General features: G+C 59.7%; 29 protein-coding genes and 2 tRNA genes. 13 read left to right on the top strand and 18 right to left on the bottom strand.

Translation table 11 applies throughout. The features are described from left to right. Positions 1-20: 20 nt before the first annotated feature. Together AOA59_RS11570 and AOA59_RS11565 are read right to left on the bottom strand one after the other, a co-directional pair. Positions 21-341: an I78 family peptidase inhibitor gene (locus AOA59_RS11570; protein ID WP_099487416.1), complete on the bottom strand. Its 321-nt coding sequence runs from the start codon at positions 339-341 to the stop codon at positions 21-23. A 143-nt stretch (positions 342-484) separates the two neighbouring features. Next, entirely contained in the window at positions 485-793 is a 309-nt protein-coding gene (locus AOA59_RS11565; protein WP_065911918.1) for a hypothetical protein, read from the bottom strand. A 172-nt stretch (positions 794-965) separates the two neighbouring features. Here AOA59_RS11565 and AOA59_RS11560 point away from each other — a divergent pair, with 172 nt between their 5' ends. Continuing rightward, a complete protein-coding gene (locus tag AOA59_RS11560) occupies positions 966-1,178 on the top strand; it encodes a hypothetical protein (protein WP_056861277.1) in 213 nt (70 codons plus the stop codon). 33 nt (positions 1,179-1,211) lie between these two features. On the opposite strand, the gene AOA59_RS11555 is transcribed toward AOA59_RS11560, so the two are convergent. The 7 genes from AOA59_RS11555 to AOA59_RS11525 are packed head-to-tail and all read right to left on the bottom strand — an operon-like array spanning position 1,212 to position 8,179. Continuing rightward, positions 1,212-2,240 carry a nucleoside hydrolase gene (locus tag AOA59_RS11555; protein WP_017138773.1) on the bottom strand — a complete coding sequence of 343 codons (1,029 nt, stop codon included), beginning with the start codon at positions 2,238-2,240 and terminating at the stop codon, positions 1,212-1,214. A gap of 26 nt (positions 2,241-2,266) precedes the next feature. Continuing rightward, a complete protein-coding gene (gene rbsD, locus AOA59_RS11550) occupies positions 2,267-2,671 on the bottom strand; it encodes a D-ribose pyranase (protein WP_056861276.1) in 405 nt (134 codons plus the stop codon). Next, the gene (gene rbsK, locus AOA59_RS11545) at positions 2,668-3,585 is read right to left on the bottom strand and encodes a ribokinase (RefSeq protein WP_069786632.1); all 918 of its coding nucleotides are present in this window, start codon (positions 3,583-3,585) and stop codon (positions 2,668-2,670) included. Before rbsK ends, rbsD begins: the two co-directional genes overlap by 4 nt. Positions 3,586-3,608: 23 nt before the next feature. Next, positions 3,609-4,631, bottom strand: a complete 1,023-nt coding sequence (locus tag AOA59_RS11540; protein ID WP_099487414.1) for a LacI family DNA-binding transcriptional regulator — start codon at positions 4,629-4,631, stop codon at positions 3,609-3,611. A 3-nt stretch (positions 4,632-4,634) separates the two neighbouring features. Next, the gene (locus AOA59_RS11535) at positions 4,635-5,612 is read right to left on the bottom strand and encodes an ABC transporter permease (protein WP_017138769.1); all 978 of its coding nucleotides are present in this window, start codon (positions 5,610-5,612) and stop codon (positions 4,635-4,637) included. Beyond that, a complete protein-coding gene (locus tag AOA59_RS11530; RefSeq protein ID WP_065911833.1) occupies positions 5,609-7,162 on the bottom strand; it encodes a sugar ABC transporter ATP-binding protein in 1,554 nt (517 codons plus the stop codon). The genes AOA59_RS11535 and AOA59_RS11530 overlap by 4 nt, the downstream gene beginning before the upstream one ends. Before the next feature lie 57 nt (positions 7,163-7,219). Next, positions 7,220-8,179: a sugar ABC transporter substrate-binding protein gene (locus AOA59_RS11525; RefSeq protein WP_099487412.1), complete on the bottom strand. Its 960-nt coding sequence runs from the start codon at positions 8,177-8,179 to the stop codon at positions 7,220-7,222. A 494-nt stretch (positions 8,180-8,673) separates the two neighbouring features. On the opposite strand from AOA59_RS11525, the gene AOA59_RS11520 reads away from it, so the two are divergent. The 3 genes from AOA59_RS11520 to AOA59_RS11510 all read left to right on the top strand — a co-directional run bounded on the left by AOA59_RS11520 (position 8,674) and on the right by AOA59_RS11510 (position 10,890). Then, entirely contained in the window at positions 8,674-9,762 is a 1,089-nt protein-coding gene (locus AOA59_RS11520; RefSeq protein WP_056861272.1) for an asparaginase, read from the top strand. Between the two features lie 185 nt (positions 9,763-9,947). Beyond that, a complete protein-coding gene (locus tag AOA59_RS11515; RefSeq protein WP_017138765.1) occupies positions 9,948-10,196 on the top strand; it encodes a DUF1654 domain-containing protein in 249 nt (82 codons plus the stop codon). Positions 10,197-10,200: 4 nt separating this feature from the next. Then, positions 10,201-10,890 carry an endonuclease gene (locus tag AOA59_RS11510; RefSeq protein ID WP_058419836.1) on the top strand — a complete coding sequence of 230 codons (690 nt, stop codon included), beginning with the start codon at positions 10,201-10,203 and terminating at the stop codon, positions 10,888-10,890. Positions 10,891-10,921: 31 nt separating this feature from the next. On the opposite strand, the gene AOA59_RS11505 is transcribed toward AOA59_RS11510, so the two are convergent. Beyond that, positions 10,922-11,287, bottom strand: coding sequence for an SPOR domain-containing protein (locus AOA59_RS11505; protein WP_069786629.1), 366 nt, complete (start codon positions 11,285-11,287; stop codon positions 10,922-10,924). Positions 11,288-11,549: 262 nt separating this feature from the next. On the opposite strand from AOA59_RS11505, the gene csrA reads away from it, so the two are divergent. The 3 genes from csrA to AOA59_RS11490 all read left to right on the top strand — a co-directional run bounded on the left by csrA (position 11,550) and on the right by AOA59_RS11490 (position 12,608). Then, positions 11,550-11,744 carry a carbon storage regulator CsrA gene (gene csrA, locus AOA59_RS11500; protein ID WP_003192511.1) on the top strand — a complete coding sequence of 65 codons (195 nt, stop codon included), beginning with the start codon at positions 11,550-11,552 and terminating at the stop codon, positions 11,742-11,744. A gap of 209 nt (positions 11,745-11,953) precedes the next feature. Then, the gene (locus tag AOA59_RS11495; RefSeq protein ID WP_065911830.1) at positions 11,954-12,217 is read left to right on the top strand and encodes a hypothetical protein; all 264 of its coding nucleotides are present in this window, start codon (positions 11,954-11,956) and stop codon (positions 12,215-12,217) included. Positions 12,218-12,311: 94 nt separating this feature from the next. After that, positions 12,312-12,608 (top strand): hypothetical protein, encoded by a 297-nt coding sequence (locus AOA59_RS11490; RefSeq protein WP_099487411.1) that lies wholly within the window; start codon positions 12,312-12,314, stop codon positions 12,606-12,608. 19 nt (positions 12,609-12,627) lie between these two features. Here the strand turns inward: AOA59_RS11490 and AOA59_RS11485 are convergent, their stop codons facing one another. Continuing rightward, positions 12,628-13,305: an HAD family hydrolase gene (locus AOA59_RS11485; RefSeq protein WP_065911826.1), complete on the bottom strand. Its 678-nt coding sequence runs from the start codon at positions 13,303-13,305 to the stop codon at positions 12,628-12,630. A 223-nt stretch (positions 13,306-13,528) separates the two neighbouring features. Here AOA59_RS11485 and AOA59_RS11480 point away from each other — a divergent pair, with 223 nt between their 5' ends. From AOA59_RS11480 to AOA59_RS11465, 4 genes are all read left to right on the top strand, one after another. Continuing rightward, positions 13,529-14,299 (top strand): alpha/beta fold hydrolase, encoded by a 771-nt coding sequence (locus AOA59_RS11480; RefSeq protein ID WP_099487409.1) that lies wholly within the window; start codon positions 13,529-13,531, stop codon positions 14,297-14,299. A gap of 110 nt (positions 14,300-14,409) precedes the next feature. Next, entirely contained in the window at positions 14,410-14,670 is a 261-nt protein-coding gene (locus tag AOA59_RS11475; protein WP_065911818.1) for a DUF2790 domain-containing protein, read from the top strand. A 42-nt stretch (positions 14,671-14,712) separates the two neighbouring features. Continuing rightward, positions 14,713-15,384, top strand: coding sequence for a heavy metal response regulator transcription factor (locus AOA59_RS11470; protein WP_065911817.1), 672 nt, complete (start codon positions 14,713-14,715; stop codon positions 15,382-15,384). After that, positions 15,381-16,781: a heavy metal sensor histidine kinase gene (locus AOA59_RS11465; protein WP_099487407.1), complete on the top strand. Its 1,401-nt coding sequence runs from the start codon at positions 15,381-15,383 to the stop codon at positions 16,779-16,781. Before AOA59_RS11470 ends, AOA59_RS11465 begins: the two co-directional genes overlap by 4 nt. 15 nt (positions 16,782-16,796) lie before the next feature. Here AOA59_RS11465 and pcp read toward each other — a convergent pair whose 3' ends face one another. The 5 genes from pcp to AOA59_RS11440 all read right to left on the bottom strand — a co-directional run bounded on the left by pcp (position 16,797) and on the right by AOA59_RS11440 (position 21,335). Continuing rightward, entirely contained in the window at positions 16,797-17,438 is a 642-nt protein-coding gene (gene pcp, locus AOA59_RS11460; protein WP_099487406.1) for a pyroglutamyl-peptidase I, read from the bottom strand. A gap of 7 nt (positions 17,439-17,445) precedes the next feature. Beyond that, complete coding sequence (locus tag AOA59_RS11455; protein WP_065911808.1) at positions 17,446-18,396, bottom strand: DUF979 domain-containing protein; 951 nt, start codon at positions 18,394-18,396, stop codon at positions 17,446-17,448. Further along, the gene (locus AOA59_RS11450; protein WP_058419829.1) at positions 18,393-19,109 is read right to left on the bottom strand and encodes a DUF969 domain-containing protein; all 717 of its coding nucleotides are present in this window, start codon (positions 19,107-19,109) and stop codon (positions 18,393-18,395) included. The genes AOA59_RS11455 and AOA59_RS11450 overlap by 4 nt, the downstream gene beginning before the upstream one ends. 242 nt (positions 19,110-19,351) lie before the next feature. Next, complete coding sequence (locus AOA59_RS11445; protein WP_065911803.1) at positions 19,352-19,777, bottom strand: N-acetyltransferase; 426 nt, start codon at positions 19,775-19,777, stop codon at positions 19,352-19,354. A gap of 436 nt (positions 19,778-20,213) precedes the next feature. Next, positions 20,214-21,335 carry an NADH:flavin oxidoreductase gene (locus AOA59_RS11440; protein ID WP_099487404.1) on the bottom strand — a complete coding sequence of 374 codons (1,122 nt, stop codon included), beginning with the start codon at positions 21,333-21,335 and terminating at the stop codon, positions 20,214-20,216. Between the two features lie 100 nt (positions 21,336-21,435). On the opposite strand from AOA59_RS11440, the gene AOA59_RS11435 reads away from it, so the two are divergent. Continuing rightward, positions 21,436-21,840, top strand: coding sequence for a helix-turn-helix domain-containing protein (locus tag AOA59_RS11435; protein WP_099487402.1), 405 nt, complete (start codon positions 21,436-21,438; stop codon positions 21,838-21,840). Between the two features lie 128 nt (positions 21,841-21,968). Here the strand turns inward: AOA59_RS11435 and AOA59_RS11430 are convergent. Next, a tRNA-Val gene (locus tag AOA59_RS11430) sits at positions 21,969-22,045 on the bottom strand. 184 nt (positions 22,046-22,229) lie between these two features. On the opposite strand from AOA59_RS11430, the gene AOA59_RS11425 reads away from it, so the two are divergent. Further along, entirely contained in the window at positions 22,230-23,513 is a 1,284-nt protein-coding gene (locus AOA59_RS11425) for an FAD-binding oxidoreductase (RefSeq protein WP_099487401.1), read from the top strand. 182 nt (positions 23,514-23,695) lie between these two features. Here AOA59_RS11425 and AOA59_RS11420 read toward each other — a convergent pair. Then, positions 23,696-23,772: transfer RNA gene (locus tag AOA59_RS11420), tRNA-Asp, on the bottom strand. Between the last annotated feature and the right edge of the window lie 177 nt (positions 23,773-23,949).

The following is a 23,949-nucleotide window of genomic DNA, read 5'->3' as shown; positions in this document are numbered from 1 at the left end:
CTGCAAAAGCCGCAGGGCGATCAGCCGCAGTTGACCCGCGTGATCACCAGGTTGTCGTCGGTGTTCAGGTTCAGACGGTCGGAGCGGTATTCCAGGGTGATCATGTCGTTAGGCTTGAGGATCCGTGCATTCTGCGCGCCGGCACGGGTACGTGCCTGCTCCAGCAATTGAGGCGAGGCTTTCTGGCCGATGGCGAATTCGGCGGCCTTCGATTCGCAGCGGGTGTGACCTGCACCGGCAACGGCGGCATCCTTGCCTGGCTCAGGGGCACCCGGGGTGCTGCAACCCGCCAACGCGAGTGCTGCCAACAAAGTACCGAATGATGCGAGCTTCCAAGGCATGAAGCCTCCTATGAAAAAAATGGACAGAGATCGTGCGACAGCGATCTGGCGGTTTGGTTTCAAGACGTAAATCGCCGAAGGGTAAGTCTGCCTGACTCACGGCGAGCATTCGCCCGATCAATCGTCACCAGATATGAACGAATTCAGTAGATATCGATGTAGTCAAACGGTGGCTTTGGCCAGTTCTGCTGGAGCGCATTGAAAATCTGCCGGACCCAGACCTCATCGCTGGCGGCGACGTTACCAACATAACCCGAACCTTTGGCCCAGGTCTCGAGGCGAAACAGCAGGCCGTCGATGTCGACTCCGCCTACGGCCGTCCCGGACGAAATATAGGCGATTCCGCCCTTGGTCACCCGCAACTGGGTATGTTCGTCGTCACTGGCGCTGGCGAGCAATTGGCGCACGGCATCCAGCGTGAGGTTATCGGGGTTGTTCAAATCGATCTGCACCTGGTGTCCCCGGTAGTTGAATAGGGCAACAGTGTCGCACAGCATCGGCCTCATCCCGAAACGTCTCATGCCTAAGTAGCACTGCCAAACGCTGCGCAAAAATGGTTAACTGCCCCGGTTAGAAGCGCGCTCCAGCGCACTGTCCAGCATTCCAGCCCCGCGAGCCCCGACCATGAGCACCGTAACCCTCCAAGCCGACATCAAAGCCAAGTGGCCTCAAGGACAAAGCTCCTACAGCCCCGGAAGCACGGAGGAGTTGGCCATCATCGGAATCGACCTGCTGGTCAAGGAACTCGGCACGCAGGCCGCACAGGCCTTCATCGGCCAGGTATTCGAGAAATACCCGGCCGACCACATGGGCGCCCACAACCCCGAGCGCGAATAAGACCCGGCCGGCGAGCGCCGACCGGCAAACAGCTTACTTCAGACGGGCCAGGCGCTCGGTCAGCAGATCGAAGAAGCCTTGGGCGTCGCCGTTCTCGACCCAAAATGCGTTCTTCGGCTGCTTGAGGCCGTCATACCAGTCGACGACGGTCTGGCCGAAGGTCGGGCCTTCGCGGCTGTCGATCACCACGTTGACTTCACGGCCGCTGAACAGGGAAGGCTTGAGCAGGTAGGCAATCACGGTAGCGTCATGCACCGGGCCACCCGGGATGCCGTAGTGTTCCATGTCGCCCTTGACGTATTCATTGAGAATATCGCCCACCACCTTGCTCGCATTGTTCTTGATGTCGGCAATCTGTTTCAGACGCGCATCACTGGTCAGCACCTTGTGGGTCACGTCCAGCGGCAGGTAAGTCAGCTTGACGCCACTCTTGAGCACGATTTCAGCCGCAACAGGGTCTGCGAACAGGTTGAACTCAGCTACCGGGGTGATATTGCCGCCATTAAAATGCGCCCCGCCCATCACCACCACTTCCTTGATGCCTTGGGTGATCTCCGGCGCCTGGGTCAACGCCAGTGCCAGGTTGGTCTGTGGGCCGAGCATGGCGATGGTGATGCTGTGAGGTTTGGCGGTGCTCAGGGTCTTGATCAGGTAGTCAACGGCATTGCCTTCGGCCAGGCCTTTTTTCGGCTCATGCACGGCGACCCCGGAAATGCCTTCCTTGCCGTGGATGTTCTCCGCATAGATCGGCGTGCGCAGCATGGGTTTTGGCGCGCCGGCGTATACCGGGATGTCCTCGCGCCCTGCCCACTCGCGGGCCAGGCGCGCGTTGCGGGAAGTCTTGTCGAGGCGCACGTTACCGGCGACGGTGGTCAGCGCACGAATGCTCAGCTCCTGCGGGGACGCCATGGCAAACAGCAACGCCACGACGTCATCGGCGCCTGGGTCGGTGTCGATGATCAGGTCGATTTTTTCCGCCGCGTGGGCGCTGGCTGCGGTGAGTGCGGACAAAAGCAGGACACTCCGAAATAGATTCTTCAGGGTTGGGAGACCACGTTGCATAAAACACTCCTTGTCGTAGGGAAACTCTAGAAGGTAACGCCGGACACCAGCGCGATATTGCAATACGGCTGGCACTCGCCCGTGCGCACCACCGCGCGGGCCTTGCGGCTGAGCTGCTTGAAATCTTCGTGGCTGACCAAACGGCGCTCGCCCAAGGCGGCCTGTTCGGTTAACACATTGAGCGGCGTCAGCGCAGGTGGCTGCTTGAGCAGGATTTCCTCGGCCAGCACGTGGCTTTCTACCTGCATCTCGCTGAGCACAATGCGCAAGGTGCTGATGAAATCCGGAATGCCCTGGGTCAGCGCCAGGTCGATCAACTCGACACCTGGCGGCACCGGCAAGCCGGCATCACCGATCACCAGGATGTCACCGTGGCCAAGGGATGCGATCACGCGCGACAGCGCAATATTGAGCAATGGCGTCTTTTTCATGAGGGCATAAAACCTTGTACGTCCTGCAGCGTAGGAATAGAGGGTTGCGCACCGGCCCGAGTGACCGACAGCGCGGCAGCCACCTGGCCGAACCGGATAGCTTCAGCTTCGCTTTTACCGTTGGCCAGCGCCGCGGCAAAACCACCGACAAAGGTGTCACCGGCAGCCGTGGTGTCCACCGCCTTGACCTTGGGCGCCTGCAAATGCTCGAAGCCTTTGCCATCGGCAAACAACGCGCCCTGGGCACCCAGGGTGATGATGACTTTGCCGGCGCCCGCCTTGAGCAGCTGCGTCGCAGCCACCTTGGCGCTGTCGAGGGAATCGACCGTCACACCACTCAGGGCGCTGGCTTCGCTTTCGTTGGGGATCAGGTAATCGATCGAGGCATACCATTCCTCCGGCAGCGGGCCACTGGCCGGCGCCGGGTTGAGGATCACGGTCTTGCCCAACTCATGACCGCGCTTGAGCGCCTGACCAACCGTGTCCATCGGCACTTCCAGCTGACAGACGATGACGTCTGCCGCCTGCACGACCGCATCAGCTGCCTGCAACGACGCAGGCGTGAGCTCACCGTTGCTGCCGGCCACGATCACAATCGCGTTCTGGCTGCTGTCATCCACCACGATCAACGCCACGCCGCTGGAGCCATCCACCGTGCTGACGGCCTGGCAATCGATACCCTCCACCAGCAACGCGTCACGCAATTGCGCGCCGTAGGCGTCCGTGCCCACACAGCCGATCATCGCCACCTCAGCGCCAAGGCGTGCAGAGGCCACCGCCTGGTTGGCGCCCTTGCCACCCGGAACGGTGGAGAACGTCTGGCCGATCAGGGTTTCACCGGCGCGCGGCAAGCGACTGGCGCGGGTCACCAGGTCCATGTTCAAGCTGCCTATTACCACTACTTTTGCTGGCATACATCAGTACTCATCAATTCGGTTCAGCGGTATTGGGCGAACACACCGGCAAACGGCGCCGTCGACTCACGCAAAACAATGCTCGGCGTCACGATGCGCTGATCGATCGGCAGTTGGGGTGTTGCAATTCGTCGCAGTAAAAGCTCGGCCGCCGTCTCGCCCAGTTGCACGATCGACTGCCCGACCGTCGTCAGCGCCGGGTACACGTAACGGCCCATTTGAATATCGTCAAAACCAATCACCGACAGCTCGCCTGGCACGCGAATATTGCGTTCGGCTGCTGCACGCAACACGCCGAAACCAATCATATCGTTACTTGCGAAAATCGCGCTGGGCGGGTTTTCCGACAGCAGCTGTACCGCCGCTGCATAACCACCGGTGCTGGTGAAGTCGCTTTCCTGGGTGCGATTGGCTGCCACTTCCACGCCCGCCTCACGCAGCGCGCGGTGATAGCCGGCCAGGCGCATTTGCGCCACCCGTGTATGACTGGGGCCACCAATGCAGGCGATGTCGCGGTGACCGAGCTCCAGCAAATGCCGGGTCGCCAGGTAGGCACCCTGCTCATGGTCAATGCGCACCAGGTCGACATCAATGCCGTCCAGTGCGCGGTCGACAATCACCATGGGCGTGCGCACCGCGCTCAAGCCTGCGGCGAGGCCACTGTCGTCGCCGCCTACCGAAGTCACGATCAGGCCGTCGATGCGCTTTTCCAGCAACACGCGCAAATAGCTGCGCTGCTTTTCGGCGTTGTCGTCGGAGTTGCAGAGGATCACGCAATAGCCATTACGCTCGCAGTAATCCTCGATACCCCGCGCCAGCTCGGCAAAATACGGGTTAAGGCTGTTGGGTACCAGCAGGCCGATGGTCGCAGTGGTCTTGGCCTTGAGCGAGCGCGCGACGGCACTCGGCACGTAGTCCAATTGCTTGATCGCCGCTTCCACCTTGATGCGCACAGGCTCGCTGACCGGCCGCGTCTTGTTCACCACATGGGACACGGTGGTGTAGGAAATACCTGCAAGCGCGGCCACATCCTTGATCGTTGCCATGGTTCAGCCCCGCCGACTGGCGCGCTGGCTGCGGTAGGTGTCGAGGACCACGGCAATCACGATTACGGCGCCGGTAATGATGCGTTTGGTGGGCTCCGTCGCGCCGATCTGCGCAAGGCCGGCGGCCAGTACCGAAATAATCAGCACACCGAAGAAGGTGCTGATAACCGAACCACGTCCACCCATCAGGCTGGTGCCGCCGATCACCACGGCGGCGATCACTTGCAGCTCCAGGCCGGAGCCAGCATTCGGGTCCGCCGCTTCCAGGCGGGAAATCTGGAACAGCGCCGCCACACCGGCCAACAGGCCCATCAGGCTGAACACCAGGATCTTGTAGGGCTTGGGGTTGATACCGGCCAGGCGCACGGCTTCTTCGTTGGTGCCGATGCCGATCAGGTAGCGGCCGAACACGGTTCGGGTCAACACCAGCTGAGCCGCGATGATCACCAACAGGGCAATGATGAACGACGGCGAAATCCCGAAAGCCACCGGGTTTGACAGCCAGGCATAGGAGTCACCGATATAGGCGGTGCGCGAGCCGGTCATCTGGTAGGCCACGCCACGCGCCATTTCCAACACGCCAAGGGACACGATAAACGACGGAATGCGCCAGGCCACGGTAATCGAACCGGTGATGGTGCCTGCCAGTGCGGCGCAGCCCATCCCCAACAACGCGGCCGGCAACACACTCCAGCCCCAGCCGAGAATCGCCACACTGACCGCCGAGGCAGCCAATGCCAGCACCGAGCCCACCGACAGGTCGATGCCGCCGATGATCAGGATGAACGTCATGCCCACGGCCAGCACCATCAGGTCCGGGATCTGGTTGGCCAGGGTGCTGAAGGTGTCATAGGACAGGAAGTGGTCGCTGAGCACCGAGAACAGCGCAATCATCGCGAGCAAGGCGCCGGCCAGCCCCAGGTAGGTGCCCAGGCCGTAGAAGTTGCCGCCGGTTTTGCCCGGGGAAGAGGTGGTTTTCATGGGGTTTCCCTAAGCACTGCGTCGTTGAGCAGCGCGTCACGTTTCTGATAGCCGGCAAAGGCGGCGGCGAGCAATTCGTCCTGGGTCCAGCTGTCGCGCTCGAAGGTCTCGATCAGACGCCCGGCGGACAGCACACCGATGCGATCACAGATCAGCATCAATTCGCGCAGGTCACTCGATACCACCACCAGCGCTTTGCCCTGGCGCGTCAATTCGCCGAGCAAGGCATAAATGTCGAACTTGGCGCCGACGTCGATGCCACGGGTTGGCTCATCGAACAGCATGACCGCGCAGTCGCGCTCCAGCCAGCGGCCAATCACGACCTTCTGCTGGTTGCCGCCCGACAACTCGGACACCAACTGCGCCGGGCTGGAACTGCGGATGCGCATGGCGTCGATCTGGCGCTTGGCCAGGGCGGTTTCGTCGCGGCTGTTGACCACGCCGCCACCGGAGATTTCCGGCATGTTACCCAAGGCAATGTTGGCGCTGATGGATTGGGTCAGCAGCAGGCCTTCGCCCTTGCGGTCTTCGGTAATCAGCGCGATGCCATGGCCCACCGCGTCCACCGGCGAGCGAATGCTCACCACCTGGGCTGGCGAACCCAGAGCCACGGTGCCGCTGTCGGCCAGGTCGGCACCGAAGATAAGACGCAGCAACTCCGTACGGCCGGCGCCGATCAGGCCGGAAATGCCATAGATCTCACCGGCACGCACCTCAAAGGACACATCGCGAACCTTGTCCGAACGGGTCAAGCCTTTGACCGTCAGCGCCGGGCCGCCGATGGTGCGCGGCCCCAGGTCGATGTGCTCACCCAGCTCGCGGCCGACCATCAAGGTCACCAGCTGCTCGCTGTTGTAATTGGCCATCGGCTCGACGCACACCAGCTTGCCGTCGCGCAGTACTGCGATGCGCTGGGCAACCCGGGCGAGTTCTTCAAGCCGGTGGGAAATATAAATAATCGCCACGCCCCGAGCCTGCAGACGGGTGATTTGTTCAAAAAGCATCTCGACTTCACGGGCGGTGAGCATGGCCGTGGGTTCGTCGAGGATCAGTACATGGCAGTCGCCGATCAGGTTGCGGGCGATCTCGACCATCTGTTGATGACCAATGCCCAGCGTTCCAACCAAAGTGTCCGGGTCGATCGCATCCAGGCCCACCTGGGCCATGGCTTCGATCGCGGCTTTACGCAGTTGCTTGCGGTTGATCCAGCCACAGTTGCGGGGCAGGTTGTCCAGGAACAGGTTTTCGGCCACGGTCAGGGTCGGCAGCAGGTTGAGTTCCTGCATGACCATGCGCACGCCCAGCTCTTCGGCCTGGGTGCGACTGCCCGGACGGTAATCCTGGCCATTGAACTGCATGTGCCCGGTGGTCGGCGTGACCAGCCCGCCGATGATTTTCGACAAGGTGCTTTTACCTGCGCCGTTCTCACCGGTCAGCGCCAGCACTTCCCCGCGATTGAGCGTCAGGGTGATGTCGGACAGCACCGGTTGGGCATAGGTCTTGCCGATACCGCTGACCGAGAGGACAGCGTTCGGGGCGGAAGATGACATAGGAAAATCTCCAGGCGCCCGCTCAGGACGAGCGGGCGCTGTTGGGTGCTGCCAGGATTACTTCTTGAGGACGAGTTCGACTGGGGTTTCGATCATGCCGTCAACCGCGTCGACTTTTTCACCCTTGATCAGCTTCAGCGCGTTCTGGATACCGAACACCGCTTGCTGGGCAGCAGCCTGGTCGGCCGTTGCGAGTACACGGCCGTCTTGCAGCATCGGCTTGATAGCTTCGATGTTGTCATAGCCTACAACCAGTACTTTGCCTGCCTTGCCTGCGCCACGCACGGCGGAGACGGCGCCCAGTGCCATGTTGTCGTTACCGGCCAGCAGTGCCTTGATGTTCGGGTTTGCCTGGAGCATCGCCGCGGCAATCGAGTTGCCCTTGTCGATTTCCCACTCACCGGACTGGGTAGACACGATTTTCATGCCAGCGGCATCCATCGCATCCTTGAAGCCCGCGGTGCGTTGCTGGGCGTTGGTGGTGGTGGATACGCCTTCGATGATGGCGACTTCATCACCCTTGGTGAGGTGCTCGGCCAGTTCTTCACCGACCAGGCGCGCGCCCTTGCGGTTGTCAGGGCCTACGAAGGGGATATTCAAGGATTTGCTTTTCAGCACGTCGACATCCAGGCGGTTATCGATGTTGACGATTTTGATGCCTTTATCGGAGGCCTTTTTCAACACGGTGACCAGCGCCTTGGAATCAGCCGGAGCGATCACGATGGCGTTTACTTTGGCGAGGATCATCTGGTTGACGATATCGATCTGCGCGCTGGTGTCGGTTTCGTTCTTGATCCCGTTGGTGATCATGTCGAAATCGGCAGCGTGTTCTTTCTGATAAGTCTTGGCGCCGTCCTGCATGGTCACGAAAAATTCGTTGGCCAGAGACTTCATCACCAGGCCGACCTTGGGTTTGGCGGCGGCGTCATCGGCAAAGGCAGAGGAAAGGGGCAGAGCAGCGGATGCGGCGGCAAGCACAGCGACAGCAAGAAGACGTCCAGCAAATGGCAGCTTCATGGGTTCACTCCGATCTTATGATTATTGTGAGCAACGCTTGCACTGTGAAACATCTCGCAAACGTTTGCGTTGTTCAAACTATGAGAACCTTGTCGAGATTTGTCAACGGGTGAAAAGCGTCTTTCATCCAGGCGCTCCGTTAGTTTCCCTTACACCCTGCGGGTCGCAGGATTAAACCTCAGCCTCTCCCCGTCCTTGTCTAAAACGACAGGCTATGGCGCCCAAGTCACACACTCACCGTTGATATTCCATCAGGGTTTTCGGACAACCGAACGCAATACCACCCTGCTGTTCGGAATGCCGGACGAGCATGTCGCCAACCCAGCTTAAAACTCAATATAAGTTGTTTTAAATCAACACGTTAATTTATGACCGCGAACATCATGGGCTTGGTACAAATCCTGCTCTTTCCAAGCACCTCGTGGCATTCAGAACGGCCCGGGTGTTCTCGATGAACCTGCTACAGCACTCATCAAAAACCAGAGAGAAAAATAATGAAATCTGCACTGAAGACTTTTGTTCCGGGCGCCCTCGCCCTCCTGCTGCTGTTCCCCGTTGCCGCTCAGGCAAAGGAAGTTGAAACCAAGACCAAACTGTCCAATGTGGTGATCCTCGCCACCGGCGGCACCATTGCTGGCGCCGGCGCCAGTGCGGCCAACAGTGCCACGTACCAGGCGGCCAAAGTCGGCATCGAACAACTGATCGCCGGCGTTCCTGAGCTTAGTCAGATCGCCAACGTACGCGGCGAACAAGTGATGCAAATTGCGTCCGAAAGCATCAACAACGAAAATCTGCTGCAGCTGGGCCGCCGCGTTGCCGAGCTGGCCGACAGCAAGGACGTGGACGGTATCGTGATCACCCACGGCACCGACACCCTGGAAGAAACCGCTTACTTCCTCAACCTGGTGGAAAAAACCGACAAGCCAATCGTGGTGGTCGGTTCCATGCGCCCTGGTACCGCCATGTCGGCGGACGGCATGCTCAACCTGTACAACGCCGTGGCCGTTGCCGGCAGCAAAGACGCGCGCGGCAAGGGCGTGCTGGTGACCATGAACGACGAGATCCAATCGGGTCGCGACGTCAGCAAAATGATCAACATCAAGACTGAAGCGTTCAAGAGCCCATGGGGCCCGCTGGGCATGGTGGTTGAAGGCAAATCCTACTGGTTCCGCTTGCCTGCCAAGCGTCACACCATGGATTCCGAATTCGACATCAAGACCATCAAGAGCCTGCCGGATGTGGAAATCGCCTACGGTTACGGCAACGTGAGCGACACCGCGGTCAAAGCCCTGGCCCAGGCCGGTGCCAAAGCCATCATCCATGCCGGTACCGGCAATGGTTCGGTGTCTTCCAAGGTCGTGCCGGCCCTGCAGGAACTGCGCAAGCAAGGCGTGCAGATCATTCGTTCTTCCCACGTGAATGCCGGCGGTTTCGTTCTGCGCAATGCCGAACAGCCTGACGACAAGTACGACTGGGTCGCCGCACATGACCTGAACCCACAAAAAGCCCGGATTCTGGCGATGGTTGCCCTGACCAAGACCCAGGACAGCAAAGAGCTGCAACGGATGTTCTGGGAATACTGATCCCCCTAACACGGGTAGAGGCGGGTTCACCCGCTTCTACCTCTCCTCTTACACCTCGATACAACTCCCCGCGCTGCATGACCTCGCTGAAAACGCTGCCAGACAAAGCTCCTGAATTTTAAGCAGTTGCGAAAATCGTAACAGTTAAATACTGTATGCCCGTACAGCACACTAAGGAATACTCCGTGGCAACGTCCTCTTCTGCAGCGCCAACCCCTGACGCGTACGCACGCCTTGCCGTTCGCGTGCAAAAAATCATCAATTCGACCAATGCCCAGAAAGCCAAGGCAGCCTTGATCTTCCGCTTGCCGGATGAGCCTGAGGAGGAATGGGCGCGCTTGCTGGAGGAGATTGCGGAGAACGACAACGTCACCCTCGCCTACCGGGATGACGGCGGCGTGCAGATTTTCTGGGTTGTGCCGAAGGAAGATTGATTCAATGAGTGGCCGTTTTATTGCTGTTTTTTGCCTGTTTTTTGCCGTTACCGCCAACGCCCAGGCGCCTCGAACCTTCAGCGAGGCCAAGAAAGTCGCCTGGAAGCTCTACGCCCCGCAATCCACGGAATTCTACTGTGGCTGCAAATACACCGGTAACCGCGTGGATTTGAAAGCCTGCGGTTACGTACCGCGCAAAAATGCCAACCGTGCCGCACGTATCGAATGGGAACATATCGTCCCGGCCTGGCAGATCGGGCATCAACGCCAGTGCTGGCAAGCCGGCGGGCGCAAAAACTGCACGCGTCATGATGATGTGTTCAAGCGCGCCGAGGCCGACCTGCACAACTTGGTGCCGAGCATTGGCGAGGTCAATGGCGACCGTAACAACTTCAGTTTCGGCTGGCTGCCGGCGCAACGTGGGCAGTACGGTTCATGCCTGACCCAGGTAGATTTCAAGGCCAAAAAAGTCATGCCGCGCCCGTCTATTCGCGGAATGATCGCCCGAACGTATTTTTACATGAGCAAACAATACGGCTTGCGCCTGTCAAAACAGGACCGCCAGTTGTATGAAGCCTGGAACAAGACCTACCCGGTGCAACCCTGGGAGCGCCAGCGCAACCAGACTGTGGCGTGCGTGATGGGGCGCGGTAACGAATTTGTCGGCCCGGTGAACCTTAAGACCTGCGGTTAAGCGTGGGCGGGGTTGCCGCCCACTCTGTCGGTTATTGCGCAGCCTTGTGCTCGATAACCTCGGATTCGGTATCGTTTTTCTTGGCACGTGCGAGCTTTTCGGTCAGCAGCGCCTGCTTGGCTTCAGCCTCGGCCTTGCTCGCGAACGGGCCTAGATACACCTCGTCCTTGCCGTCTGTTTTGACGATATAAAAATTGAAACCATGTTCAAGCAGCCAGGCAGTCAAGTCGGTGATTGCTTGCAGCTTATGGCCCGGCGGGCCTACCCACACGTCCCATTCCTGAGCGGCAATCGCCCCGGTTTGTGGCTGGCTTTCGGTCACGGCAGGCTTGGCCTTGGGAGCGTCGACCGGTTTACCTTCCCCGCAACCGGCCAACGCCAACACCGCAATTGCCATCGCTACTTTACGCACTGCCCTGCTCCTTTAAGGATAAAGAGGCAACTTTATCATTCACTGTCTATTCTGGCCGTCATAAACGTTGGCTTAAACAATGCGAATGATGTATCGCAGACCTGTATGATGCCGCCATGGGAATTAATGTCGCCTCTATGCGTCCTAAAAGAGGCAGTCACAGGGAAGCGCTTAGCAGTAAGCTACACACATCCGACACCTGCCCTGTCTGAAACATGTGTCCTTAAAAGTAATCAAGGAGAAGTCCATGCTGATACTCACCCGCAAAGTTGGTGAAAGCATAAACATCGGTGATGACATTACGATCACCATCCTGGGCGTCAGCGGCCAGCAAGTACGAATCGGCATCAACGCCCCCAAGGATGTTGCCGTGCATCGCGAGGAGATCTACCAGCGCATTCAGGCTGGCCTGACCGCTCCGGACAAAAACCAGACTCCTTGACGCTTCACTCAGTAGCCAGCCTTTTCGTTCACTGTGATGGCTGGCGAAAACCCTTCCTCACGCTCGCGGTTCCTGTATGACCGGCGCGCTCTGTGCTTTCAGCTACGCTGCAAGATGAAACCGTCTTGGCGACTGGAACTTGTTGCGTAATTCGCGGCCGAATCCACTGACTATAACCCTACCATCAGTGTGCGTTCAGGAGCACGTCGATGAGGCCGATTGCAAAACAACCGCTTGTCTCCAAGTCCTGGGGGATTGCCCTGCTGATTGGGCTGGCCTTCGTGGTGCTGGGATATGGCGTGAAGTTCGAGATCGAAACAGTCAGTGACCCCGGCAAGCGTTCGTCGATGGAACTTACACTCTTCTTGTGCGGTTACCTGTTCGTGTTCTGCCTGCAACCTATCCAGAAAGCCATTTTGCGCAAATTATGCCAGCGTGCCGCGCAACGCGAGCATCCGAAAACCGCACGTTGATAACCGCGAATCTGCTATCAGATTGCCGGTATTTACAGGTCGGCGGCAGGATCTATGCTTGGGCTTGCACGGTTTCTGAAAGGCGTTGACGCAGATGGATACCCTGAGCAAATCTCAAATCGAAGCGGCCCTGGCGGCGCGTTTGCCCAGCTATGCGGTCACCTGCACGTTACACGCTGACGGCACCCTTTCCGCCATCCTGAGTTGCCCGGAAACCGACCATTTCGCGATTACCGGCATCGTGCGCGCGCACTACCGTGGCCCCGAGGCGATTGCCCGGCTTGCCAATGAAATCCTCAGGGAAATGGTGCTATCGCGCCAAGGCATGAAGAGCAGCCGACTGCAGGCGCCACCCCACCCCCCTTCCTGCTCACAAAGCCGAGACCGATAACGGGCTCGGCTTTTTCGTTTCAGCCTTCCAGGCGCTGCAAGCGCAACGTGCCCTCAGAGTCGCGCAGAACCTGCAGCCGCTGATAGTCGTTAATGCAGGCATGCGCCGTGGCGATCGGCGTCAGGTGTGTAGCGGTGACGACCAGCACATCCGCGCCGGCCGCCTCCCCGGCACGAATCCCCACCGCAGCGTCTTCGAACACCAGGCAATCCTGCACCGGCACACCCAGACGCTGGGCGCCCAACACGTAACAAGCAGGATCCGGCTTGCCGCTGGCAACGTCCTCGGCCGTTACCAGCACAGCTGGGGGCGCGATACCTGCCGCTGCCAGGCGACGTAACGCCAGCTCCTTGGGCGCAGACGTGACCAGTGCCCATTGATCACCGGGCACGCTATTGAGAAACTCGACAGCACCGGGAATCGCCACCACGCCCTCGACATCGTTGATTTCCGCCTCGGTAATCCACTGCGCTTCAACGTCGGGATCCACACCTGGAAGCGCCTGACGGGTAATGGTGTCAATGGCGCGTGCGCCATGAATGGTGGTCAGGAACGCCGCCACCTCCAGACCGTGGCGTTCAGCCCAGATGCTCCACACACGCTCGGCGGCGGCAATGGAGTTGAGCAAGGTACCGTCCATATCGAACAGGAAGGCGCGGTAACGCTGGTTAAACACAACTGAACCTCGGATGGACACTGCGTGGCTTCCTCATAGGCGGTAACAAATAATCGGCCCGATGCAATCTACGGGGCACCTTCTCGCTTGTAAACGCCAGTAGCACACCTGGCGGACCTGGCGTTTGGATTACCGGTTTGTAATGAACCTGTAAGCCTTGTCAGCACCCTCGCTTCATACAGTGGCGTCGTCAGTCACCCACATCGGGTGGCACAACTTCCCACTGATGATGAAGGGCCGCACGATGAAACCTGCCAGCAAACTCTGCCTGATCGCCGCCAGCCTGTTGATGCTGGGCACCGGCACCGCCATGGCCGACACTGTCGCGCCGGTCAAGGCCAACAACGTGGTGCTGGTGCACGGCTCCTGGGCTGACGGCTCGAGCTGGTCCGAAGTGATTACGCGCCTGCAGGCCGCCGGGCTGCATGTGACCGCCGTCCAGAACCCACTGACTTCGGTGGCCGATGACGTCGCTGCCACCAACCGCGTGCTGGACCAACAGGACGGCCCTACCGTGCTGGTCGGTCACTCCTACGCCGGCACCGTGGTCAGCGATGCCGGGGCGAACCCCAAGGTCAGCTCACTGGTGTATGTGGCCGCCCGCGCACCCGACGCCAACGAAGACTTCGTCGCCCTGTCTGCCAAGTACCCCAGCACGCCGGTGCGTGCCGGTGTCGTCGAGCACGACGGTTACCTGACGCTGAACCAGGACGCCTTCCTCAAGTACTTCGCCGCCGACGTGCCGCGCGCCAAAGCCCTGGAGCTGTACGCGGTACAACAGCCGATCGCCAAGACCCTGTTCAGCGGCCGCACGGTGAATGCCGCCTGGCACACCAAACCGTCCTGGTACGCGGTGTCGAGCAATGACCAGACCATCAACCCGGACCTGGAGCGTTTTCTGGCCAAGCGCATGAACGCCACCACCATCGAACTGCCGTCGAGCCACTTGTCGCTGGTGTCCCACGCCAAGGAAATCACCGACCTGATCCTTGAAGCGTCCGGCCGCCAGCCTTAAGCCACGCATTACAAACTTGTCATCATCCTGTTGGTTGGCTGTTTGGGGTGCCTGGTTACTGTGAACTCACTGCCAGCCCCGGCAGCCCACCCTTAAAGAGAGCTACTGCCATGAAACTGTTTATTTTCGGCTTTGCCGCTTTGCTTGCCACCGGTTCCGCGTTCGCTGCCGACACCGCCCCCGACGCTAACGTGATCCACGACAAAACCGGCTTCTTCGTGCACCTGGACGTGGCCAAAGTGCTGTCGAGCACCGACACCTACGGCCAATGCGGAATCGTCCCGGCGCAACTCAAATACCTCGACTCCCAGGACCGCGAACACGTGCTGGACTACCAGGTACAAGGCATCGGTTGCCCCAGTGACAATTGATCCGGCTACACTTGCGCAACGCAACGAACCAGGGCATTTCCCATGAACATCCTCGTAGTCGAAGACGAACCCAAGGCCGGCAATTACCTGCTCAATGGCCTGCAGGAACTGGGGTACTCGGTGAGCCTCGCCCGCGACGGCGTAGACGGCTTGCACCAGGCACTGGAAACGCCCTTCGACGTGATCGTGCTGGATGTGATGATGCCGAAAATGGACGGCTGGGAAGTGCTGCGCCGCCTGCGCAAAGAGGCCGACACGCCGGTGCTGTTCCTCACCGCTCGCGATGACATCGCCGACCGCATCAAAGGCCTGGAACTGGGCGCCGACGATTACCTGATCAAGCCCTTCTCCTTCGCCGAACTGGTCGCGCGCTTGCGTACCCTGACGCGTCGCGGCCCGAGTCGCGAAGAAGAACAGCTGCACATCGCCGACCTGCAGATCGACGTGCTCAAGCGCCGCGTCACCCGCAGCGGCACGCGCATAACGCTGACCAACAAGGAGTTCGCCCTGCTGCACCTGTTCGCCACGCATCAGGACCAGGTGTTATCACGCTCGATGATTGCTTCGCGGGTCTGGGACATGAACTTTGACAGCGACACCAATGTGGTCGACGTCGCCGTGCGGCGCCTGCGCCTGAAAATCGACGACCCGTTCCAGCTCAAGTTGATCCACAGCGTGCGGGGCATCGGCTACCGCTTCGACACCCAGCCATGAACCGTCTCCGCCATTATTCGCTGACCCTGCGCCTGGCGTTGATCTTCGCCCTGCTCGCCTTCGCCCTGCTCGCCACCTTGGGCGTTGCGTTGTACCGCGAGCTTGAGCGTGAACTGATCAAGCGTGACGACGCCGCGCTGATCTATCGCGCCGACCAGTTGCGCAACCTGCTCAAGGACAGCAACACCCTGGACCTGATCAAGACCAAGCCGGAGCTGTTCCAGAACATGCTGGGCAACAGCGAGTCGGTGCTGAGCATCGCGGCGCCGGGGCAAAAGCCGTTGCTGCTGGTAAACCCGGGCAATATTGCAATGCCGGATGTGCCGCCTGTGCCCACCAACCGTGAACTGGGCTTTGCCGACGTACACCATTTACCCGGTATCAATGGCGTGCCCTTCGCCACCGTGGCCGCGTCCATCGCCTCGGGCGACCTGGGCAGCCTGCAAGTCACCACCGGGCGCCTGATGACCGAACGCACGGCGATGCTCGCCAGCTATCGCTTAAGCGTGTTTATCCTCGCCAGCATCGCTGCAGTCATCCTCGCCATCGTCAGCTACCTGCTGGTGCACCGCGGGCTGGTGCCGCTGCGGCGCCTGGCCGTGCACACCCAGGGCATCGGCGTGGGCAACCTGGCCGAACGCCTCGACAGCCACGGCGCGCCCAAAGAGCTGCTGCCGATGATCGACGCCTTCAACACCATGCTTGAACGGTTGGCCAAGGGCTTTGTACAACTGGGTCAGGTGTCCACCGACATGGCCCACGAGCTGCGCACGCCGATCAACAACTTGCTGGGAGAAACCCAGGTTGCCCTGCAACAGAGCCGTAACGTCGAGAGCTACCAGCAACTGCTGGCGTCCAATGTCGAAGAACTCGAACGCCTGGCGCGAATGCTCGACAACATGCTGTTTCTCGCCCGTACCGACCCGGCCAGCGCACTGCGCCAACGCCAGGAACTGAATGCGGCGGATGAAGTGGAGCGTATAGCGGACTACTTCGAAGGGTTGGCGAGCGATGTGGATATTCACATTCAGGCCGAGGGCGAAGGCCTGATCTGGGCCGAACCCATGCTGTTGCGCCGCGCCTTGGCAAATCTATGTGCAAACGCCATCAAGTACGGCGCACCCCGTTCGCAGTTGCTGATTCAGGCCATTCCAGAGGCCGAGGGTATCAACCTGCGCGTCAGCAACCAGGGGCAAACCATTCCCGCCGAGCATTTGCCGCGCCTGTTCGAGCGTTTTTACCGGGTGGATGAGTCGCGGGAACGTTCAGCCCAATCCAATGGGCTGGGGCTGTCGATCGTGGCGACCATCATGCAGCTGCACAACGGTCGCTACAGTGTCACCAGTGAGGCCGGAGTGACCTGTTTTGAGTTGTTTTTCCCCAGGCGCGAAGCCTGAACACCGCGAGCCGGGTCAACTGACCTGGCCACCGGCCTGCACCACATCCACCTGTGTGCTCCATGCCACCTGCACCGCCAGGCGCAGGCCTTCAACGGTTGTCACAAATGGCATTGATGCCAGCCCGGTTCCCACCACCTGCTCCGGCAGGTTCGGCACATGGATGAAGCCACTGCGCACGCCCGTGCCGGCCAGCGCATGCTGCAACAGATAAAACACCTGATTGCACACAAAAGTGCCCGCCGTCTGCGAAACCGCCGCAGGCACACCGGCCTCGCGCAGCGCCTTGACCATGGCCTTGATCGGCAATGTGCTGAAGTACGCGGCCGGCCCATCGACCACCACCGGCGTATCGACGGGTTGCGCACCCAGGTTGTCAGGGATGCGCGCGTCGTTAACGTTGATCGCCACCCGCTCCATGGAAATGCTGTCGCGCCCAGGCCCAAGCCCCGTGGCGATCACCATCGCCGGGCGCAATTGGGTGATCCACTCAGCCAGGCACTCCTCCACCAAGGCAAATGCACAGGGCAGTCGGCGCGCAACAATCTGCACACCCTCACCCAATAGCATCCCATCCAACTGGCGCACGGCCTCCCAGGACGGGTTGACCGGGTCTTGATCAAAGGGCTCGAAGCCCATCAACAGTAACGTTTGCATCCTCGCCTCACATCAACAGGTAGAGCAGCACAATATTGACCACCAGCATCATCAGTGCCGTGGGCAGCTGCGCCTTGATGACCGCGTTCTTGTCGGGCAACTCCAGCAAGGCTGCCGGGACAATATTGAAGTTGGCCGCCATCGGCGTCATCAACGTGCCGCAATAGCCGGAGAACATGCCAATCGCCGCCATCACCGCCGGGTTGCCGCCATAGATGCCCACCAGCACCGGCACGCCGACACCGCCGGTCATCACCGGGAACGCGGCAAAACCATTGCCCATGATCACCGTAAACAGCGCCATGCCCAATACATACACCATCACCGCCACCAGCTTGAAATCCAGGTTGATGTAGGTGGTGGTGACATGGGCAACCGCGGTGCCGACCCCGGCTTCATTGAACAGTAAGCCGAGCATGGCGAGCATTTGCGGGAGCACCATGGCCCAGCCCAAGGCTTCGGTCAGGCGCCGGGACTCGCGCAAGGCTTGCACCGGTGTGTCGCGGGTCAACCAGCAGGCCAGGCCGAGGGCGATCAAGCAACCAATGCCCAGGGAGACAAACGTAGTGTTTTTCGGATCCAGCAGCGGCACACCGCCGATTTCGGTGTGCTTGAGCAATACCGAGCCAATCACGGTGGTCAGCGGAATGGCCAACGCCGGGATAAACAGCTTGTGGCCAAGCCGACCGGCACTGGCGCGGGCAGACTTGTCATGCAACTGGGCATGCGTACCACGCCCCACGCCGCCCAAACCTGCGATCAAGGCCATGATCACCACGCCCACGCCGATAACCACCGGTGGCAAGCGCTCCCCGACCAGGAACGGAATGGCGAATAACAGCCAGAACACCGCGCTGGACCAGCGTTTGGGATGAGTTCGATCCAGCAGAATCATGCCGGCGGTAATCAACAACAGAATGCCGGCCAGCCAGTACAGGTAATCGATGGAGATGATCATTGCGCAGCCTCCACCGGCGTGGCGACGGGCGTCATCTCGCGAGTCAGCCTGCGGTCAAATCGATGCAGACGAATCGCGTGGATGATAAACGCACAAATCGCCGTCGGAATGCCCCACACCGCAATGTGTAAAGGCTCTACATCAATTCCCGAACCGAGCAGGAAGGTGTGCATCAGCGCAATCGCACCAAAGGCGACAAAAATGTCTTCACCGAAAAACAGCCCGACGTTGTCGGTCGCCGCACACATCGCCAACACCTTGTGGCGCACCTTGTCCGGCAGCTTGCCGTAGCGTTTTTCCGCGGCGCCCTCAGCCATCGGCGCCAACAACGGGCGCACCATCTGCGGATGCCCGCCCAGGCTGGTGAGGCCCATGGCTGCCGTGGACTCGCGCACAAATAGATACATGATCAACAAGCGCCCCACCGTGGCGCGCTCGAAGCGGGCGATCCAGTTCTGCGCATGCAGGCGCAGGCCATGGCGCTCCAGCAGGCCAATGACGGCCAGGGGCAGCAACAGGATCAATTGCAGGGCGCGGGTCTGAAGGAAACCTTCGCCCATGCTGGCGAGGATTTTTTCCAGCGGGAAGTGGGCGGCAAGCCCGGTGGCGATGGCGGCGGCGGTCACCACCAGCAACGGATTGAAGCGCAGGACGAAGCCAACCACGATGACAAGTACGCCGATCAACGGCCATAGGTTCACAACAGTTTGCATGACGATAAAGTCCTAGAATGCGCGCTGCGGCGCCATGACGGCAGGATGTGAACAAAGGGTTCACAGCATGAAAGTGGCGTGCAGCCCGACGTGGTTTTTTATTGTTGACCTGGAAGGTCGAGCGTCAGTGGCGGCAACTGTGCTGCTTGGGGGCGGGAGGTGTCCAACAAGAAAAATTGTTGCTGCAAACCAATAAATTTTGTCGGTGATTGGCGCCGGATGGCCCGGCGCTTTGCGGGCGTTCAGCTCAAGCGCTTGTGGAAAAAATGGCGTTTATGGCCCGGCGGGAAATCGGCAATGTGGCCAAACTCAGTGAAACCCTGCTTGCGATAAAACCCGGGCGCCTGGAAGCTGAAAGTGTCCAGCCAGATGCCCTCGCACCCGCGCTCACGGGCCAAGTCTTCCGCCGCACGCATCAATCGTGTGCCCGTACCTTGGGTGCGCATCTGGTCGGGAATGCTCAAGAGCTCAATGAACAACCATCCAAAGGAAATCTCGCCGTAAAGACCGCCGACCACCTCTTGAGAAGCGGGATCACGCAGCAGAATGCCGACCGTTTCGGACGGCATCTTGCCGGTGTGGCTGCGGTTGTAAGCCCTCAGCGGCTTGAGGATGGCCTCACGCTCCTGCGCCGTCACGTCGAACGATACTTCCATTGCCAATGCCATCACAGACTCCCTGGGTTGAATTCAATCGCCGTTCAGTATGCCTTGGGCGCGCCAAACCCGGGTAAATCTGCGCCAGGTTCATTAACCCAGCGGCGCTCAATAACCTTAAGTCGGCTCCACAGCATGGATCTCGTTCCATACCTATACTCAGCAGGGTGCTGCGCGATACAGCGCAGTAGTACCGACGGAGGCAAACGCTATGTACGCCGGACAACAAAGTATGGCGACAACAAATGGTGAGATACGCTGCCAGATGTTTGCACAGATTATCTGCCTGTTATCGGTGGCGACGCTTTTCTGTTAATCCACGTCTCAACGCAGTAACCCGCCAAGCGGTCCGGGCAGGTATTGCCAAAATTCCAGCCCAAAAAAAAGAGCCCACCGTTCGGTGAGCCCTTCAACACTCAAGGTTTTGCACGTGCCGCAGATGCGAAACTCAGGCCAGCTCGGCCAAGTCTTTTACGTCAAAAGGCTTCAAGTCGGCCGAGTTACCCGATCGGATTTTCCTTACCCACTGCGCGTCACTCAGCAGTGCCCGTCCGACAGCGATCAAGTCAAACTCCTCGTTCTCCAATCGCTTTACCAAATTGTCGATCGCTGCCGGTTGGGAACTTTCGCCGCTGAAGGCGCCGAGGAAGTCGCCGGACAAGCCCACAGAGCCGACACTGATAGTCGCAGCGCCCGTCAGCTTTTTGGCCCAGCCGGCAAAATTCAGACCCTGTTCGCCGTCCAGTTCCGGAAACTCGGCTTCCCAGAAGCGCCGTTGAGAGCAATGCAAAACGTCCGCGCCGGCTTCCACCAGCGGCACCAGCCAATCGGACATGCTTTCAGGGGTTGTCGCCAAACGGGCGCTGTAATCCTGCTGCTTCCACTGACTCAGACGCAGAATCACCGGGAAATCCGGGCCTACGGCTGCGCGAATGGCCTTGACCACTTCCGCTGCGAACCGTGAGCGCTCCTTGATCGTTACGCCATTGAAACGGTCGGCGCGTTCGTTCGTACCCGGCCAGAAAAACTGGTCCAACAGGTATCCGTGGGCCCCATGTATTTCGACCGTATCGAAACCCAGTCGCTTGGAATCAGCGGCGGCCTTGGCGAACGCCGCAATGGTGTCGGCAATCGCCTCATCATTCATGGCCTGCCCCAGTGGTTTCTGCGGGCCGGCAAGCCCGGACGGGCTCTCAAACCCACCGGCGGGTGCCCAGTCTTCCTGGAAACTGGGCGCAGCCCCTACGTGCCAAATCTGCGGCCCCATTTTGCCACCGGCACTGTGAACACCGTCGATGACTGCCTTCCAGCCGGCGAGTGATTCATCGCCATGGAAAAACGGAATCCCCGACATGTTACGCGCGCCAGGACGATCCACGACGGTCCCCTCAGACAGAATCAACCCGACCTGGTTTTCCGCGCGCTTGCGGTAATAGGCGGCAATTTGCTCGTCAGGCACACCGCCCTTGGCGAAAGCCCGCGTCATAGGGGCCATTACAATTCGATTCTTCAGGCTCAAAGACTTGATCGTGAACGGCTGAAACAGAGAGTCGAGCTGGGTAGAACTCATGGAAAGATGCTCCGAGCGAAAAGGAGATCTGATGGTATAAGATGTATACCTAATATCAATAAGGCACTTCTAAGTGCTCAGGTTTACGCGAGGAAACCACATGCAGGAACAAGGTATTCAGGTGCTGGAACAAAACCGGAGCTCTCCAGTCGTCTACGCCGCTGATTGCTCAAGCCGGGTATTGCTCGATCAGATCGCGGACAAGTGGTCCGTATTGATACTGGCAACGCTGTGTAAAAGCCCGCTGCGCTTCAACGAAATCAAACGTCGACTCGATGGCATAACGCAAAAAGCGCTCACGCAAAGCCTGCGTCGCCTGGAGCGTAACGGCATTTTGTCGCGCCGGGTCATTCCCTCTTCTCAGGTGGCCGTCGAATACAGCGTTACCGACCTGGGGCATACGCTGGAAGAGCCATTTCGTGCGTTGTACAGGTGGACGCTCCAATATTCTGACGCGGTCAAGAACGCCCAGGAGGCCTTCGATAAACGTGCAGAAGAGCAGTAACACGACGGGTAAACGCTTAACGATGGCGGCGAGAGTGTTGAGAAGGGAGTTTTACAAATCGCAGACAACAAAAAAGGGCCCACCTTTCGGTGAGCCCTTCCAGACCGCCCAGCAGAGCGGATTTTGTTTGGTAGGCGCGATTGGACTCGAACCAACGACCCCCACCATGTCAAGGTGGTGCTCTAACCAACTGAGCTACGTGCCTGCTGTGAGGCGGCATTCTACGGAATTCCGAGGGTGTGTCAACCTCTTTTTTGCAGCTAACCCTATGAATATGCGAATTTTTTATTTGTGAAAGGCATGCCTGGGATTTTTGGGTGGCTGGCAGGCAATTTTCAACTCAGGTAGGATCGGCGCACTCGTAAAAAATATAAAACAGAGGTTCCAGGATGGCGAACACCCCCTACCCCCAGTCGTATTACGCCGCGTCCGCGAATGCGGCTCCGCCACGCCCGGTGCTGCAAGGTGAAGTCGAAACCGATGTGTGCGTGATTGGCGCCGGTTACACCGGCCTGTCCAGCGCGCTGTTTCTGCTGGAGAACGGTTTTCGCGTAACGGTACTGGAAGCCGCCAAGGTCGGGTTTGGCGCCTCGGGCCGTAATGGCGGGCAGATCGTCAACAGCTATAGCCGCGACATCGACGTGATCGAACGCAGCGTTGGCCCCAAGCAGGCGCAACTGTTGGGGCAGATGGCGTTTGAGGGCGGCAGGATCATTCGTGAGCGCGTGGCCAAGTACCAGATCCAGTGCGACCTGAAGGACGGCGGCGTGTTCGCTGCACTCAACAGCAAGCACATGGGCCACCTGGAGTCGCAGCAGCGCCTGTGGGAGCGCTACGGCCATACGCAGCTTGAGCTGCTGGATGAGCGCCGTATCCGCGAAGTGGTGGCCTGTGACAACTATGTCGGCGGCCTGCTGGACATGAGCGGCGGGCACATTCACCCGCTCAACCTGGCACTGGGCGAAGCCGCGGCGGTGGAATCCCTGGGCGGCACGATTTACGAGCAATCGGCGGCGGTGCGCATCGAGCGCGGCGCCAACCCGGTGGTGCACACCGCCGAGGGCAAGGTCAGGGCCAAGTTCATCATCGTGGCGGGCAATGCCTACCTGGGCAATCTGGTGCCGGAGCTGGCGGCCAAGTCGATGCCGTGCGGCACCCAGGTCATCACCACCGCGCCGCTGGGCAATGAACTGGCCAAGACCTTGCTGCCGCAGGATTACTGCGTCGAGGACTGCAACTACTTGCTGGACTACTACCGCCTCACCAGTGACAAGCGCCTGATCTTCGGCGGCGGCGTGGTGTATGGCGCACGCGACCCGGCCAACATCGAAGCGATCATCCGCCCGAAGATGCTCAAGGCCTTCCCGCAGCTCAAGGATGTGAAGATTGACTACGCCTGGACCGGTAACTTCCTGCTGACCCTGTCGCGCCTGCCACAGGTGGGTCGCCTGGGCGACAACATTTATTACTCACAAGGCTGCAGTGGCCACGGCGTAACGTACACGCACCTGGCCGGCAAGGTGCTGGCAGAGGCGTTGAGAGGCCAGGCGGAGCGTTTTGACGCGTTTGCCGACCTGCCGCACTACCCGTTCCCGGGCGGGCAACTGTTGCGAACACCGTTTGCGGCGCTGGGGGCGTGGTATTACGGGCTGCGGGATAAGTTGGGGTTCTGAGGCAATCCAACTGTGGGAGCGGCGGTGCGAGCAAGTCGAATCGTCGCACCGCCGCTCCCACATAAAGCCAAATCGCAGACACAAAAAACCCCGGTCTTTCGACCAGGGTGTTTGCTATCGGATCAAAGCAGCTTAACGCTTACTTTGTGTTCCAAGGCGTTCAGTGGGCCTTGAAACAGATATGGCGCAGCGGACGGGACTCGAACCCGCGACCCCCGGCGTGACAGGCCGGTATTCTAACCGACTGAACTACCGCTGCGTATCGCTTGACCAGCTGAGCCTGAACGCTCAACCGTCTTTAAACATCTGAATGATCAGCCCAAGCTGTTCAATCTCAAACCCGATAAATCGGACCTGGAAAATATGGCGCAGCGGACGGGACTCGAACCCGCGACCCCCGGCGTGACAGGCCGGTATTCTAACCGACTGAACTACC

Origin of the sequence: Pseudomonas sp. 2822-15 (assembly GCF_002742515.1) — a bacterium.
GTDB classification, from domain to species: Bacteria; Pseudomonadota; Gammaproteobacteria; order Pseudomonadales; family Pseudomonadaceae; genus Aquipseudomonas; species Aquipseudomonas salomonii.
The sequence above is the reverse complement of the archived record's forward strand: the minus strand, read 5'-3'. Positions and strand labels throughout refer to the sequence as shown.